Source organism: Streptomyces sp. NPDC059534 (assembly GCF_042743475.1).
GTDB lineage: Bacteria > Actinomycetota > Actinomycetes > Streptomycetales > Streptomycetaceae > Streptomyces.
The window spans coordinates 20,741-36,064 of record NZ_JBHWAQ010000023.1; the positions used below are offsets into that span (position 1 = coordinate 20,741).

Annotated in this window: 15 protein-coding genes; 6 read left to right on the plus strand and 9 right to left on the minus strand. The window is 72.4% G+C overall.

Annotation, left to right across the window (positions count from 1 at the left end; all coding sequences use genetic code 11):
• The first annotated feature begins 49 nt into the window (after positions 1-49).
• From ACFVZH_RS25595 to ACFVZH_RS25605, 3 genes are all read left to right on the plus strand, one after another.
• Entirely contained in the window at positions 50-1,318 is a 1,269-nt protein-coding gene (locus tag ACFVZH_RS25595; protein WP_384900630.1) for an NAD(P)/FAD-dependent oxidoreductase, read from the plus strand.
• A 229-nt stretch (positions 1,319-1,547) separates the two neighbouring features.
• Entirely contained in the window at positions 1,548-1,976 is a 429-nt protein-coding gene (locus tag ACFVZH_RS25600) for an SRPBCC family protein (RefSeq protein ID WP_384900632.1), read from the plus strand.
• Positions 1,977-2,050: 74 nt separating this feature from the next.
• Positions 2,051-3,082 (plus strand): MerR family transcriptional regulator, encoded by a 1,032-nt coding sequence (locus ACFVZH_RS25605; protein ID WP_384900634.1) that lies wholly within the window; start codon positions 2,051-2,053, stop codon positions 3,080-3,082.
• Between the two features lie 41 nt (positions 3,083-3,123).
• Here ACFVZH_RS25605 and ACFVZH_RS25610 read toward each other — a convergent pair whose 3' ends face one another.
• From ACFVZH_RS25610 to ACFVZH_RS25630, 5 genes are all read right to left on the minus strand, one after another.
• A complete protein-coding gene (locus tag ACFVZH_RS25610) occupies positions 3,124-3,960 on the minus strand; it encodes a DUF1295 domain-containing protein (RefSeq protein WP_384900636.1) in 837 nt (278 codons plus the stop codon).
• 169 nt (positions 3,961-4,129) lie between these two features.
• Positions 4,130-5,497: a class I SAM-dependent methyltransferase gene (locus tag ACFVZH_RS25615; protein WP_384900638.1), complete on the minus strand. Its 1,368-nt coding sequence runs from the start codon at positions 5,495-5,497 to the stop codon at positions 4,130-4,132.
• Positions 5,494-6,249, minus strand: coding sequence for a DUF1365 domain-containing protein (locus ACFVZH_RS25620; RefSeq protein WP_384900640.1), 756 nt, complete (start codon positions 6,247-6,249; stop codon positions 5,494-5,496). The genes ACFVZH_RS25615 and ACFVZH_RS25620 overlap by 4 nt, the downstream gene beginning before the upstream one ends.
• Complete coding sequence (locus tag ACFVZH_RS25625) at positions 6,249-7,508, minus strand: NAD(P)/FAD-dependent oxidoreductase (RefSeq protein WP_384900642.1); 1,260 nt, start codon at positions 7,506-7,508, stop codon at positions 6,249-6,251. Before ACFVZH_RS25625 ends, ACFVZH_RS25620 begins: the two co-directional genes overlap by 1 nt.
• Positions 7,509-7,625: 117 nt before the next feature.
• The gene (locus ACFVZH_RS25630; protein WP_384900644.1) at positions 7,626-8,258 is read right to left on the minus strand and encodes an RNA polymerase sigma factor; all 633 of its coding nucleotides are present in this window, start codon (positions 8,256-8,258) and stop codon (positions 7,626-7,628) included.
• A gap of 354 nt (positions 8,259-8,612) precedes the next feature.
• On the opposite strand from ACFVZH_RS25630, the gene ACFVZH_RS25635 reads away from it, so the two are divergent.
• Positions 8,613-8,984, plus strand: a complete 372-nt coding sequence (locus ACFVZH_RS25635) for a ClpX C4-type zinc finger protein (protein WP_384900646.1) — start codon at positions 8,613-8,615, stop codon at positions 8,982-8,984.
• A 149-nt stretch (positions 8,985-9,133) separates the two neighbouring features.
• A complete protein-coding gene (locus ACFVZH_RS25640; RefSeq protein WP_384900648.1) occupies positions 9,134-9,544 on the plus strand; it encodes a RidA family protein in 411 nt (136 codons plus the stop codon).
• A 291-nt stretch (positions 9,545-9,835) separates the two neighbouring features.
• Here the strand turns inward: ACFVZH_RS25640 and ACFVZH_RS25645 are convergent, their stop codons facing one another.
• Positions 9,836-10,930: an SGNH/GDSL hydrolase family protein gene (locus ACFVZH_RS25645; protein WP_384900650.1), complete on the minus strand. Its 1,095-nt coding sequence runs from the start codon at positions 10,928-10,930 to the stop codon at positions 9,836-9,838.
• Between the two features lie 87 nt (positions 10,931-11,017).
• On the opposite strand from ACFVZH_RS25645, the gene ACFVZH_RS25650 reads away from it, so the two are divergent.
• Positions 11,018-11,791, plus strand: a complete 774-nt coding sequence (locus ACFVZH_RS25650; RefSeq protein ID WP_384900651.1) for a hypothetical protein — start codon at positions 11,018-11,020, stop codon at positions 11,789-11,791.
• Between the two features lie 40 nt (positions 11,792-11,831).
• On the opposite strand, the gene ACFVZH_RS25655 is transcribed toward ACFVZH_RS25650, so the two are convergent.
• From ACFVZH_RS25655 to ACFVZH_RS25665, 3 genes are all read right to left on the minus strand, one after another.
• Positions 11,832-13,028, minus strand: a complete 1,197-nt coding sequence (locus ACFVZH_RS25655; RefSeq protein ID WP_384900653.1) for a DUF3103 family protein — start codon at positions 13,026-13,028, stop codon at positions 11,832-11,834.
• Positions 13,029-13,323: 295 nt separating this feature from the next.
• The gene (locus ACFVZH_RS25660; protein ID WP_384900654.1) at positions 13,324-14,298 is read right to left on the minus strand and encodes an acetylxylan esterase; all 975 of its coding nucleotides are present in this window, start codon (positions 14,296-14,298) and stop codon (positions 13,324-13,326) included.
• A gap of 169 nt (positions 14,299-14,467) precedes the next feature.
• Entirely contained in the window at positions 14,468-15,202 is a 735-nt protein-coding gene (locus ACFVZH_RS25665) for a FadR/GntR family transcriptional regulator (protein ID WP_384900836.1), read from the minus strand.
• Positions 15,203-15,324: the final 122 nt, after the last annotated feature.

Here is a 15,324-nt window from a genome sequence, read left to right on the forward strand (position 1 = left end):
TCCGCCGTGAGGCTGCCGCGGGCCGCTGACGGAGAAGGAGGAGATCGGCATGGCCAGGACGGACGGCGGGTGGTACGACGTGGTGGTCGTCGGCGCGGGGGCCGCGGGGCTCGCCTGCGCGAACGACCTGTGCGCGGCGGGACTCCGCGTGCTGCTCCTCGAGGCGGATGCGACGGTGGGCGGGCGGATGCGCACCGACCGTGTGGCGGGGTTCGTCGTCGACCGGGGCTTCCAGGTGTTCAATACGTCGTACCCGCAGGTCAAGCGTCGTATCGAGCTGAAGGCGCTGCGTCTGCGGGCGTTCACCCCCGGGGTGCTCGTGCGCACGGAGAGCGGTCTGCGCCGGTTCACCGACCCCAGTCGGCGGCTCAGGGAGAGCCGTGATCTCCTGCCCGGGAGGCTCGCGTCCGGCCGTGACCTGCTCGCTCTCGGCGTGCTGTCGGGCCGGGACGCGCTGGCACCGGCGTCCGTGCTGCGGCGCGGCCGTGACGGCAGCACACTGACGGCGCTGGCCGAGGCGGGTGTCTCGCCGGAGCTGGTGGAGACGTTCTTCCGGCCCTTCCTGTCGGGCGTCTTCCTGGAGGACGAGCTGGAGACCTCGGCCCGGTTCTTCCACCTGGTGTGGCGGAGCATGCTGCGGGGGACCCAGTGCCTGCCGGCCGACGGGATCGGGGCGGTTCCCGCCCAGCTCGCCGACCGGCTGCCCCCGGGCGTGCTGCGGACCGGCACCCGGGTCACGGCCGCGACCGGGGGCGGGGTCTCCCTCGCCGCGGGTGGCGACGTGCAGGCCCGTGCGGTGGTCGTCGCGACCGGACAGCGAGTCGCGGCCGAGCTGCTCCCGGGGCTGCGCGTGCCGGCCGGACGGACCGTCACCACGCTGTACCACGCGACGGCCCGGCCCCCGCTGGCGGAGCCCGTACTCGTCGTCGACTCCCGACGGAGGGTCCTCAACACCTGCGTCCTGACCGCCGTCCAGCCCCGGTTCTCGGGCGACGGCCGGGCGCTGGTGTCCACCTCGGTACTCGGCTCCCCCGGCCCGGCCGGGACAGCGGGCGTCCTGCGCTCCCTCGGTGAGGTGTACGACGCGGACACGGACGACTGGGAGCTCGTCCACCGGGTCACCGTGCCCGATGCCCTCCCCGCGATGCCGGGACCTGCTCCGCTGTCCCGGAGTACGCGCTTCGCACCCGGCCGGTACGTGTGCGGGGACCACCGGGCCACCGGTTCGCTCCAGGGCGCGCTGGCGTCGGGGGCGCGTGCGGCCCGTGACGTACTCGCCGACCTGAAGACGTCGTCCGGGCAGGTGCGGTGGCTCTAGCCGACCGCGCGGGGGCCCCTGCACGGTGGGCGCGGATCGCTCGGCGCTCCGGTGGCGGGCGGTCGTTCGGCGCCGTCGTGGGGCGGGCGGTGGCTCGCTCCCCGGGCGGTGCCGGTGTCGTCGGGGCCGCGTGGATGCATCCGGCGCTCCCCCGTGCTCGGAAGGGTGGGTGTCGGGTGCGGCCGAGAGGCCGAGGACGCGGAGGACGGAGGTCGGTGCGGTGATCAGCGTGGAGCGAAGTTTCGTGGTGCGCCTTCCCGTGCGCGAGCTGGTGGCGTACGCGGAGGACTTCGCCCGGACCGAGGAGTGGGATCCGGGGACGGTGTCCTGCGTACGGCTGGACGACGGCCCGGTACGGACCGGAGCGCGCTGGCGCAACACGTCGCGCTTCCGGGGCCGCACGACGGAGCTTGAGTACCGGCTGGCCGTACAGGAGCCCGGGCGGCTGGTGTTCGTCGGGGAGAACAGGACGGTGACCGCGGTCGACGACCTCCGCTTCGGCGACGAGGGAGGGAGCACCAGGCTGACGTACCGGGCCTCGCTGACGTTCAAGGGCCTCGCCAAGCTGGCCGGGCCCTTTCTGCGACCGGAGTTCGAGCGGCTGGCCGACCAGGTCTCCGCGCGGTTTCCGGCCGCCGCCGAGACGCGGCGCTCCTGACGGCCTGGCGAGCCGGTGAGGCTCGCCGGATTCGCATCGTTTTCGCATCGCTTTCGCATCGCGTGGTGGATGACATGGCCGATACGACACTCGGGATCACGACGGGCGCGGTGGCGCGGCGACTGGGGGTCTCGCCGACCACCGTGCGCTCCTGGGACCAGCGCTACGGCATCAGTCCCGCCGTGCGCGGAGAGGGACGCCACCGTCGGTGGAGCCCGGCGGACGTGGCGATGCTGGAGGAGATGTGCCGCCTCACGGCGTCGGGTGTCCCGCCTGCCGAGGCGGCACATGCCGCGCAGCTGGTCCGGTCGGAGCCGGGACCGGCGGTGACCGGGGCACCCGGCGTACGGCCCGTCGAGTCTGCGGTCGACCGTCCCACGGCCGGCGGGGCTCCGGACGGGGCTCGCCGCGCGGGGCCGGGCAGTGGGCTGCCGTTGGGGAACGTACGGCCGGAGTGCCGGGGGCTCGCGCGGGCCGCCGTGCGTCTCGACGGTCCGGCGATGGAAGCGCTGCTCCGGGAGGTGGTCGCGGAGTACGGGCTGATCGCCGCGTGGGAGGAGGTGATGGCACCGGCCCTACTGGCGGTGGGCCGTAAGTGGGCGTCGACGGAGGACCGCTACGTGGAGGTGGAGCACCTGCTGTCGTGGCACGTCTCCACCGCTCTGCGGCGTACCGCGGTCACAGGGCCCGCGGCCGCCGGCTCCGCGGCTCCGGTCCTCCTCGCCTGCGTCCCGGCGGAGCAGCACACACTCCCGCTGGAGGCGCTCGCGGCCGGTCTGGCCGAACGGGGTCTGCCGGTCCGGATGTTCGGTGCGGCGGTGCCGCCGGAGGCCCTCGACGCGGCGGTACGGCGACTGGGCCCGGCCGCCGTCGCCCTCTGGTCACAGACCGGATCCACGGCGAACCCCTTCCTGGCCCGGCAGGTCGCGGGGACGGCGTTCGGTGTCCACGGGGCACGGATCGCTCCCCTGGTCCTCCTTACGGGACCCGGGTGGCTCGGTGCCGCGGTCGCACCCGGCATCGTCCAGCCGGCGGGACTGCGCGAGGCGCTCGACATGATCTGCACGCGGTACGGAGGGCAGGCCGGGCCCGCCGCCCCCGGCTGACGGGTCCGCCGTCGTGCGAGGACAAGCCGCGCCCTCGACTGTCAGAGGCGGCCGCCCTCGGCTCGTGGTGCGTCCGCCAGGCGGCGGGGAGGTCGGGGGAGGAAACCGCTCGTGCGGGCGCGGTAGGCCGCGTACCCCGGGCGGTCGGCCATGTGGGCTTCCAGGAGGCGCTTTCCGCTGCCCCAGATGAGCAGGGCGCTCATGACGAGCGGGGAGACGAGGGTGAGGAGGGCCGTCTGCCAGGTGGCGCAGGCCGTCAGGTACAGCCCCCACCAGACGAGGAAGTCGCCGAAGTAGTTGGGGTGCCGGGTCCAGCTCCAGAGTCCCTGGTCCATGACGCGGCCGCGGTTCCCCGGGTCGGCCTTGAACCGGGCCAGCTGGCGGTCGCCCACCGCCTCGAAGGCGACGCCCGCCGCCCACACGGCGAGGCCCAGGAAGGCGGTCGCCTCCAGCGGCTCGGGCAGCAGGACGGCGAACTGGACGGGCAGCGAGACGAGCCAGACGAGGGCGCCTTGGAGGAGGTACACGGTCCGCAGCGCGTACAGCGTGGGGTTGCCGCGGGCGCGGGCGAGCATGCGGGCATACCGCGGATCCTCGCCGTGGCCGCGTCCGCGCCGGGCGATGTGGACGGCCAGTCGCAGCCCCCAGACGACGGTGGCGACGGCGACGACGGTCCGGCGGCCGTCGTCACCGTGGCCGGCCGCCAGGAACCAGGCCACGACGGCGACGGCGGCGAAGGCGAGCCCCCAGGCGACGTCGACGATCCGGTGGAGGCGCTTCGCGGTGCCGATCACGAAGGTGACGAGCATGACGGCGAGGGCCGTGGCCGCGGAGGCGGCCAGCACCACGCCGAGGGCTCCGGGGTCGACGGCGGTCATGACACCACCCGGTACCGGCCGGCGTCAGGGGCGGTCGGGAACGCCCCGCCGGGGGTGTCCGTCCGCGCGCTGGAGTTCCGGGCGGCAGGCTGTGACCTCCCCTGCCGCAGCCGAGCGGACTCGACGGATGGAGGCGCCGGCGTCCGAGCGGGGGTGGCGGCGGCCGGGATCATCGGGTCTCCTCCCCCTCGTCGGCCGTGAGCCGCAGCTGGCGGACGTCGAGGTACTGGGCGCGGAATCCCGCCTCGGAGTACGCGAGGTAGAACTCCCACATACGCCGGAAGACCTGGTCGAAACCGAGTGCGGCGACGTCGGGCGCCTCGCGGAGGAAGCGCTCGCGCCACTGGCGGAGGGTCTCGGCGTAGTGGCCGCCGTATCCCTTGTCATGGGTGATGCGAAGGCCCGCCGCGGCGCTCTCGCGGGCGATGGCCTCCGGGGAGGGGATCAGACCGCCGGGGAAGACGTACTTGCTGATCCACGTGTGGGTGCGGGCGATGGTGAGCATGCGCTCGTGCGGCATCGTGATGGCCTGGAGTGCGATGCGGCCGCCGGGGGCGAGCAGCCGGCGGAGGGAGGTGAAGTACTCCGGCCAGTACTCGGCACCGACGGCTTCGACCATCTCGACGCTGACGACGGCGTCGTACTGGCCCCGGACGTCGCGGTAGTCGAGGAGTTCGACGGTGACGCGGTCGTCGGCCCCGGCGTGCGCGACGCGGCGACGCGCGAGGTCGAGTTGCTCCTCGGAGAGGGTGACGGTGCGGACGCGGGCGCCCCTCTCGGCGGCGCGGATCGCGAGTTCGCCCCAGCCGGTCCCGATCTCCAGGAGTTCGGTGCCCGGGCCGGTCCCGGCCAGGTCGAGGAGCCGGTCGATCTTGCGGTGCTGGGCGGCGGTGAAGAGCGCGTCGGGGAGGGGACCGGCGGTCTCCGGGAGAGGGTCGAAGACCGCTGAGGAGTAGCTGAGGCTCGGGTCGAGGAACAGGGAGAAGAGCTCGTTGGACAGGTCGTAGTGACGGTGGATGTTCTCGCGCGCCCCGTCGGGGGTGTTGCGGTCGGCGGTGGGCCTGCGCCGGACCCACGCTCCGCGCAGTCGGCGCAGTGGTGCGGGAACCAGGTCGTCGACGTGTCGGGCGAGGACGGTGAGGACACCGACGAGGTCGTCCGCGTCCCATTCGCCGGCCATGTACGACTCACCGAAGCCGATGAGTCCGTCGGCACCGATCCGGCGGTGGAAGGCGTCGGCGTCGTGCAGCGTGAGGGTCGGAGCCGATGCCGGAGCTGGAGCCGGAGCGATGACGTCGCCCGCGCGGCCCCCGCAACTCTCCGTGCTCTCGCGGCACTCCGGCACGAGAGGACCGTGGCCCGCGGTCCGCATCCGAAGGGGCAGGCCGGCGAAGGCCCGCTCGACGATCCGGCGGGCGACAGCGGTGCGTACGGCCGAGGCGCGGGGCAACCGGGCGACGTCGGGCCAGCGCTCCGGGTCCGCCTGGACGGCGCCCGCAGGGGCTGCGGGTGCGGCCGAGGGGAGGGAGAGGGTCACGGGGTGCCTTCCTTGAGGGACGGGGCGGTGCGGGGGCGCGGCCTGACGGGAAGCCCCTTGAGGTACAGGCGGACGCCGTGGCGGCGGATGGCCATCGAGACGCCGAGGGTCGACCAGGGATGACGCAGCGCGGCCGCGAGCAGGGTGCGCGGGCCGGCGGGCCGGTGCGCTCCGCGAACGGTGGCGGTCAGCGGGCGCGAGCCGTCCGGGAGGCGCAGCTGGACGGTGAGGTCGAGGACGTCGCCGGGGAGTGGCAGCCGCATGCGGTACGCGCCCGCGACGTCGAGGAACGGCGAGACGTAGAAGTCCTTGGCGACCTCGGCGCGGCCCCGCTCGTCCGGACGAAGGAGATAGCAGTGGCGTCCGCCGTACGTGTTGTGGACCTCCGCGATCACGCAGACGGGCCGGCCGGTGCGGTCGTGGCACCAGTACAGGGTGATCGGGTTGAACACGACCCCGAGCACGCGCGCGTGGGCGAGCATCAGCACCTGCCCGTCCGCGTCCGTCACGCCGTGGGCGGCGAGGTACGCGTCGAGGCCGGCGCGCAGCGTGGGCGCGTCGCCGTCGAAGTGGTCGCGCGGGTCGAAGCGGGCCAGGGGGCGCAGCGCTGCGGGCAGGACAGGCAGGTCGTCGATGTCGACGAGCCACATGTACGTGCGGTGGCGCAGGGCGTGGTGGACGGGGGCGACGCGGGTGTGGGCGACCTCGGTCTCGTACAGGGCGGGCACGGGTGGCGGTGCTGTCCCGGTCATCACCACTCCACCCCCAGATGCCGGGCGGCCTCGACGCCGGAGCGGCAGCCGTCCTCGTGGAAGCCCCAGCCGTGGTACGCGCCCGCGTAGGCGGTGACGGGGGTGCGGAGGGTCGGCAGGAGCCGCTGGGCGGCGACGGACTCCGGCGTGTAGACGGGGTGCTCGTACGTCATCCGCGCCAGGACGGTGGACTCGTCGAGGCCGTCGCCCGGGTTGAGCGTGACGATGTGGGGCTCGCCGGTGCGGAGCCGCTGCAGCCGGTTCATGTCGTAGCTGACCTGGACGGCGCCCGGGCGGGCGGTGCAGGACGGCAGCCGGTAGTTCCAGGAGGCCCGGGCGTGCGGTGAGCGCGGCAGCACGGTCGTGTCGCGGTGCAGGACGGTCGGGTTGCGGGAGTAGGTGAAGGCGCCGAGGACGCGCCGCTCCTGTTCCGTGGGGTCCGCCAGGAGGCGCAGGGCCTGGTCGGGGTGGACCGCGATCACGACGGCCGCGTGCTCCGCCGACTCGCCGTCGCCGGTGACGACGGTCGCGCGGTCGGCGCCGCGCACGACGGTGAGTACCGGGGTCGCGGTCCGCACGGAGGCGACCGACTTGGCGACCCTCTCGACGTAGGCCGCGGAGCCTCCGGTGACGGTCTTCCACTGCGGGGAGCCGCTCACCGACAGGAGTCCGTGGTGGTCGAGGAAGCGGAACAGGTACACGGCGGGATACCGCAGGGCGGTGTCGGGGGCGCACGACCAGACGGCGGAGACGAGGGGAATCGCGAAGTGGCTGACGAAGTAGGCGGAGAAGCGGTGGGCCCGCAGGAAGTCGTCGAGCGTACGCGTGGTGTCGTCGGCGGACAGCAGGCGGCGGGCGGCGCGGTGGAAGCGCGGAACGTCGGCGAGCATCAGCAGGTGGCGGCCCCGGAGGGCGTTGCCGCCGCCGAGGACGCCTCTGGCCCCGCGCGCGCCCGCGTATTCCAGGCCGCATCCGTCGCAGCGGACGGACATGCTCATCTCGGAGTCCTGGGTCGTGACGCCGAGTTCGCGGAAGAGGCGGAGGAGGTGGGGATAGGTCCGCTCGTTGTGGACGATGAAGCCCGTGTCCACGTGGAGCGTCCCTCCCTCGGGGGCCGGCAGCTCGTGGGTGTGCGCGTGACCCCCCAGCCGGTCCTCGGACTCGTACAGCACCACGTCGTGCGCCCGGGACAGGACGTGGGCGGCGGTGAGGCCCGCCACCCCCGCCCCCACCACGGCGACACTCCGTCGTCCGTTCATCGTCTCCACCCCTTGTGCCCTTGTGTGATGGCCGTCGGCCGGTCGTGGCCGCGGCGCGTCTGTGCAGCCGGTCTGCAGTCGGTGATTCGGAGCCCTCGCCCGGCCGGATGGGCCGGATCAGCCGCCGATCGCGGCGAGGGCCAGGTTGTGGCGCATCCGCTGGAGGCCGCGCCGGGCGTGGCTCTTGACCGTGCCCAGCGGCATCCCGATGCGGTCGGCGATCTGCACCTGCGTCAGGTCGTCGAAGTACGCGAGTTCCAGGACGTCACGCTGGACCCGAGGCAGCCTCGCCAGCTCCTCGGTCACGACGATCCGGTCGAGCACTCCCTCGGGCTCCTCGACCACGCCGCCCTCGTGCTCCAGCTCGGCACCGAGCGCCGTCGCCAGCTCGGTACGGCGGGTACGCGCGGTCAGCGCGTCGGCGATCTTCCGGCGCGTGATACCGGTGAGCCACGCCGGCAGCGTGCCCCGCTCGGGACGGAAATTGGCCCGCCCACGCCACGCGGCGACGAACACCTGCTGGGTGACGTCCTCCGCTTCCCGTGGGTCCCCCGTCGCCCGGGCGGCCAGCGTGTGGACCAGCCGCCCCCAGCGCTGGTACGCGGCGTCCAGGCAGCGCTCGTCACCCTCGACGAGTCCGCAGGCGATCCAGTCGTCGTCACCGGCTCCGTCCCCGTGCGGCAGCTGGTGCGCCTCGGGCTCGTGCTCCGTCGGCGCGGCGAGTTCACCGGTCATGCGGTGCGCGGTCATGACGCTTCCTCCTCCGGCGGTGGCGCGGGCGGCGACATCGGGCCGTACGCGGGGTGCCCACCTGGGCTTGCGGCGCCGCCACAGCGAGTGCGGCGGTCCGAGGACCTCGTCGGCCCCGTACCCCCTCACGCTCCGGCGGCGGACCCCTGCGGCACAACTCGCATCGATTCCGCATCGAAAGTCCACAGGGGAGTCGCTGGAGGCCGGAGCCGGTCCGAGCGACGACAACCTCCGGGCGCCACTGAACGGGCCGTACCCCGGCCCGGGCGCCGCTTGTCAGGGTCACCCTGACTTCCGTACTCTCCCTGTCAGGATCGGCCTGACAGACAGGTCGCAGTCGGAAGAGGTTTCGCCATGCCCGCGGAAACGATGCAACGCGGAGCCCGGACATGCTCCTTCTGCGGCACCCCCGAGGCGGACGTGGCCAAGCTGATCGCCGGCCCCGGCGTCACCATCTGCAACACGTGCGTCGACCTGGCCGCCTCCATCGTCGCCGAGTACCGCCCCGGCCCCACCGAGCTGCGCATGCCCCTGTGGGGCGAACTCACCGACGCCGCCATGCTGGACCGACTCCCGCGCGTCGCCGCCGTCGCCCACCAGGTCGAGGCCGACCTCCGCATGTGGGTCACGGAGTTGCGTCGCCGCGGCGTGACCTGGGCCAGGATCGGCGAGGCACTCGGCATCACCCGCCAGTCCGCCTGGGAGCGGTTCTCCGGGGAGGAATGACACCGGGGACGTCGTCCGCCTGGTGCTTGACCAGAAACGATCACCGCGTTGGTGCTGACCGGGCTTCCGCCACTGGGCAGGTCCGGTCACGGGGTGGGCCTGCCGAAAACCTGGTGCGCCGAGTCGGGCGAGTCGCCAGACTCGCGCGCATGACCTCCGAGATCACACGCATCAACCCCACCCAACTCCATGCGACTCCGGGATACCACCACATCACCGTCGTGGAGGCGGGCCGGACGGCGTTCCTGGCGGGACAGTGCCCGCTTGACCGTTCAGGGGAACTGGTGGGTCCAGGTGATCTCGACGCCCAGATCGACCAGGTGGCAGCCAATGCTGCCGCTGCTCTGAGCGCGGTGGGCGCCCGTCCTGATCACGTCGTCCGCTCGGTGATCTATGTGGTCAGCGGCGAGGTCGCGGTCCTGGGTGCTGCATGGCAGCGCCTGACCGGGTCGGTCATAGGGCCGGCGTTCACCACCGCGAGCACGCTGCTGGGAGTCGCCCAACTCGGCTTTTCTGGACAGCTGATCGAGGTCGACCTCACAGCGGCCCTGCCCGGGTAGCCGCCGACCCGGTCCACGGGGGTCAGGTTGCCGAGGCGGTGCCGTGGCGGCGGTACTCGAACGCGCATCGGGCGGCCTGACCTGGCCGTGGCGGCTGGCCCGCATAGCGGCGTTCGCGGGGCTGGATCGCGGTCTTCTCGTCGATGGACAGCACGATCGCCCCGGTCGGCGGGACGCGGTAGAGGCCGCAAATGTCCTGGACGCGGTCCCAGAAGCCCGGGGTGTCACGCCGGGCCGCCCCGGGCCGCTGGGGCCAGGGGCGGTGGGACGGTGCGATCAGGTCAGGTCAGGTCAGGACGTCAACGCCGTACGGACGGCGGCTTCGACCAGGGTGGCGGTGTTGGCGTGGCCGGCAGCGTTGGGGTGCACGAGCGTGGCCCGGTTGTCGCCCGAGCAGGTCAGGGTGAGCGGACCGACGGCGACCTCGCTCGGCCAGTACGAGCCGGCCTGGCCGCAGACTCCCTCGACCCACTTCGTGGCCCGGGGCTGACAGGCGTCGTGGCCGACGCTGGCCCTGGCGGTGTCGACGTACGTGTCGCCGCTCAGCTCCGTGATGGCCTCGATGATCGCGTTGAGGTGGGTGTTCACCTCGCCCAGCCAGGCGATGTCCCCGTGGGTGGCCGAGATCCGGCCGAGATCCTTGATGTCGGCCGCCAGCTCGGTGGTGTCCTGACGGTCGCACGTGGTGGGGTCCGCCGGGACGATCGTGGGGTAGCCGACCGTGATGACCCTGGCGTTGGGCGCCTTCTCGTGCACGGCGCGCAGCATGCCGGCGTACTCCCGGGTGACCCGGTCGTACTTGTCGTAGATCGACTCGGGGTCGAGGAACGGGCCGCCGGCCTCGTAGGCGTCCCGGCAGGGGGTGGCTTCGTCCGGCTGGCCGATGCCGGCGATCAGGCAGGACGTGAGGATCTTGCCGAAGGGCAGGCTGTTGCCGCCGACGCCGATCGTGACCACGTCGGTGCTCGCGCTCAGTTGGGCGCGGTCGATCTGGGGGGCCACGCTCGGCCAGCCGTCCTCGGGGGGCTGCACCGGGCTGATGGGGGTCTGGCGGGCCACGGCGATCTCGTCGATGGTGGCGGCGCCGCAGCTGAAGTCGGTCAGCTTCACCGACCGGCCCGCCGGCGGCTCGGCCGCGAGCCTGCGCTCGACGAGGTTCGGGTAGGCGCCCGTCGTGCGGTCGCATCCGTCCCGGTTCGCGCTGCCGAGCTCCGGTCGGGGGGAGCCGACGAACACGCCGGCCGTGTACGAGTCGCCGAGTGCCGCCCACTGCACCGGCTCCGGCGCAGCCGAAGCCGCGCCGCCCGGGACAGCGGCCGAGAAGGCCAGCGCGGTGAGCGTGCCCAGCGCGACCCTGCGCGCGAAGGATGTCTTGAGGTGGAACACGTAGCCTCCTGAGAGCAGGAAACAAACCAAGCGGTCTATAACGTTCCGCACTCAAGCAGTCACGCTTCGCAAGCGTCCACAGTCCTGGTGATCATTCACTCCACCGTGTCCGGAGCCGGCCCTCCCCCAGCCGGGAACGCGGCGGGCGGTGCGCCCATCGCACGCGTCGGCGGTGAGCATCCCGCCGCCTTCCGGGCCAGACTCCGTACCTTCGTCAATCTCGGCGTCGTCGTGGGCACGCTGGGCGCGGCTTTCGCCATCCAGATCAACACGCGTCCTGCCTACACCGGGCTGATCCTCGCCAATGCCGCCAGTTTCGCCTTCGCCGGACTGATCGCGCTCCTCGGCGTCCCGAACTATCGGCCGCTGCCCCGGCCCAAGGAGCACCGGCAGTGGTCCGTCCTGGCCGACCGGCCGTACGTGTCCTTCGTCGCGCTCTCCAGCGCGATGGGCCTGCAGTACCAGACCGTCTCCCTGCTGCTGCCGATCTGGCTCAGCGCGCACACCGACGCGCCGCGCTGGACCGTGGCAGCGGTCTACGCGGTCAACAGCGGCGTCTGCGTCCTGCTCCGGAGCAGACTCGGCTCCACGGTGGAGACCCCACGGCAGGGCGGCCGCGCCTTCCGCCTCGTCGGCGTGTTCTTCGCCTGCCTCGGCGCGGCAGGACCTCCGTTGGCCGCCTGGGCCGAGTGCACCCGCCCCGGGAAGCCGGGTACGGAAGAGGGTCGGCAAGTGACTCCCCGCTGCTGGACGCCGACTGCTGAGGTCGCCTTGGAGCGGCCCGCGTCACGAGGCCGGCGGGGGCGATCGCGTACCCGGCCCGCGGTCCGGAGGAAAGGCCCCGCCTCTCACCGACCGTGAGACCGGGCGGTGAGAGGCGGGGGTGGGGCGGGAGTGCGGATCAGAGCTCGGAGACGTAGTAGCGGTCGACCGTGATGCGGACGTTGCCCGAGGCGCCGATGCGACTGCCGGTGGTTTCCCGGGCGAGCGTGTAGAAGGAGTCGACGTAGTCCGGGTCGTCGGTCCACCAGGAGGTGGGCATGGCGTCGATGAGCGCGTTGACGAGGGGGATGTAGGCGCCTTGGTCGGTGACCGTCAGCAGGACGGCGGCGAGGGCTTTGGCGAGTGAGGAGTAGTTGGTGTCGCCGTCGTCCTCCATGAGGACGACGTCGGCCAGGTTGTACTTGTAGTTGGACCAGTTGACCAGGATCTGGTTCGGGTAGTACGTGTGGTTCTCGTCGTCGAGGTACGGCATGGTGACGGTGTCGACGCGGACCTTGCCGTCCGTGCCGAAGCCGGTGACGAGGGTGAAGATCTCGGCACTGCCCTTGAACCAGGGTTCCTCGACGTCCCCCGCGCTGATCGAGTTGATGCGGGTCGTCCAGAAGCCGGAGGTGGCGGCCGTGGTGGAGGCGGTGCGGGACGCGGTGGCGGAGGCCGCGGTGCCGAGGCCCTTCGCGGCGAGTTCCTTGTCGATCACCTCCAGGCCGGCGGCGAGGGCCTTCTGTCCGTCGATGCCGACGATGTAGACCGGCCGGTCGGGGGCCTTCGCCGCGTCCAACCGGTGTGCGTTGCCCGCGCTGTCGTAGGCGACGATCACCTCGGCGTCGTCGTCGGCGGGCGCCGACGCGACCAGAGGAGTCGCCTTGGCGAGGGTGGACCCGCTCACCGACTGCCCGGCGAGGCTGATCCGCAGCAGGGAGGGCGTGTCCTTGCCGAGCCCCTTCGCCCGGGCTATGTCCGTCTCGGCCTTGGCCAGGGCGGTTCTCAAGTCCTTGGCCGGCTTGGCGCCGGAGTGTGCGGTCAGGGCCAGCAGGTCGACGTCCTGGTCGGCCAGGGCCGCCTTCGCCACTTGCTTCCGCCACGTGGGGTCGGCGAGTGAACGTGCCAGGGCGCGTGCCGTCGAGTCCTCGATCGTCGCGACCGGCGAGGCGGTGGCGACCGGTGAGCTCGTGGCGGTCAGCGAGCGCGTGGCGGTCGCCGGGACTTTGGTGGTGGCGGCTTCGGTCGCCGCGGCGGTTCCCTGAAGGGTGGTCAGGGTCAGTCCGCCCAGCGCGAGCCCGGTGAGTGCCGCGCGGAGCTGTCTCTCAGCGAACAAGTTGTCCTCCAGACAATGGCGTTGCCCAGGTCCGGGCATGCCGGAATCACCGCCGTGCGGGCGCACAGCGGTCTTGCTCGTGCGGGTGCGGCATCATTGTGGACGAGCTTGGTCTACGCGGATAGACGGCCTCCCGGCGATTGATGGGCAGTGGTGGCGGACTGCCGGGAATGTTCCCGCCGGTATGCGTCGGGCCGGGCGATCGGCGCGGGCCCACGCGCCCACGTCGCCGGTGTGAGCCCTCACGCCCACGTCGCCGGTGCACTCACCCGATGCACTCACGCCGCCGGTGCACTCACCCGATGTGCTCACGGACAAAGGCGAGTTGGGCGCGCTCGTGGACGCGGCCCCCGCCTTCGTGCCCGTTGAAGGGATACACCTCGACCGACTTCTCCGCGGCGTAGTGGTGGTAGGCGGTGAAGCAGGTGGAGGGCGGGCAGATGGGGTCCATCAGGGCGATCGAGAAGAGTGCGGGGGCGTCGGCTCGGGCCGCGAAGTGGACGGCGTCGAAGTAGGACAGGGTGGTGAAGACCCGGTCGACGTGGTCGCGGTGGAGGGCGAGGTACTGGGCGATCTCGGCGAAGGGGGGTTCGGGGGCGATCTCGACGCCGCGGCGGATGTGGCAGAGGAAGGGCACGTCGGGCATCACCGCGGCCAGGCCGGGGACGAGTCCGGCGACGGCGAGGGCGATGCCGCCGCCTTGGCTGAAGCCGGTGACGGCGATCCGGTCCGGGTCGATCATCGGGAGGGTGCGGGCGGCCTCGGTCCAGCGGACGGCGTCGGTGAAGAGGCGTCGGTAGTAGTGGTTCTCGGGGCTGTCGACGCCTCGGGTGAGGAAGCCGGGGACGGTGCCGCTGTCGCCGGAGGAGGGGTCGGCGGTGGCGCCGGGGGCGGCGGACCAGCCCTGGCCGCGGGTATCCATGAGGAGGTGGGCGTATCCGGCCGCCGGGTACAGGAGGTTCTCGTGGGGCAGTCCGCGGCCCCGTCCGTAGCCGAGGAACTCGACGACGCAGCCGAGCCGTCCGGTTGCGCCGGCGGGGACGCGCAGCCATCCGCGTATGGGGTGGCCGTCGAAGCCCGGGACCGTCACGTCGTAGGTGTCGATCAGGGTGAGGCCGTTGTCGACCGGGGTCAGTTCCGCGGAGGAGCCGATGGTCGTGATCGCCGTCGTGGTGAGGGTCCGTGCCCAGAAGGCGTCGAAGTCGGCGGGCGGCGCCGGTTCGGGTCGGTAGGCGAGGCACTCTTCGAGCGTCAGGTCGGTCAACGGCACGGTGTTCTCCTTGCGGGCGGGCCGACAGGCAGAGATCTGATGTCTGATCTCTGGGGACTGTACGGAGGCCCGCGCTCAAGGGTCAAGAAGTGCCCGAAACGCGAGGCGTCCGCCCGGACAAGGCCGGGCGGACGCCTTCCTGCGCTGTCGACCGCTGTCGACCGGAGGGCTAGGAGCCCTCCCCGCCGGACCTGGCCCGGGCCTCGGCGAGGCGCCTTCGGACGGGTGCGTAGTGGTCGGCGACGGCGGCGACGAAGGCCGCCGGGTCGCCGGCGCGTGCCGCCTGGACGATGCGGCGGTGCACGTCGACCGTCACGCGTTCGTCCTCGATGGTCATGAGGTTCAGGTGCGGCGAGACGATCGAGTAGACGTCCCAGAAGGCGAGGGTGAGCTGGCTGACCAGCTCGTTGCCCAGCGGTTCCACGAGGAGCGCGTGGAAGGCGCGGTCCGAGGCCACGAAGCCGTCGCCTCCCCCGGCCCCCTGCCGGTCCATCTCGTCGACCAGGGAGTCGAGGGTTTCGAGGTGCCGCGGACTCAGGGAGCCCACGATGCGGTCGGCGTTGCCGCGCTCGAACAGTTCGCGTACGTCGACGAGGTCGGCGTACACGCGGAAGTCGTCGTCGGGGCTCAGCATGCCCCGGAACGTCATGGACTCGACGAGCGCGGAGAGGCTCAGGCGGCCGACGTAGGTGCCGTGCCCGTGGCGCACTTCGACGATGTCGAGGGCGGCGAGGGTCTTCACCGCCTCACGGACGCTGGAGCGGCTGGCGCCCAGGGCGATGCACAGTTCCGCCTCGGTGGGCAGGGGGTCTCCGGGGCGCATGCGCTTGTCGAGTATGTAGCGCTTGATTTCCTCCACGACCTCCTTGCGGAGCGTCCCGCGCCCCCGGCGCGCTTCCGAAATCTCAGGACTGGCCACCTATTGACCCCTCTCCCTCGTCCAGCTACGTTCACACACTATCAAGCCATCGGACATCAGACGTCTGAACTCTGGCACATTCGAGTGAGCGTTGCCCCCTAGGAGGA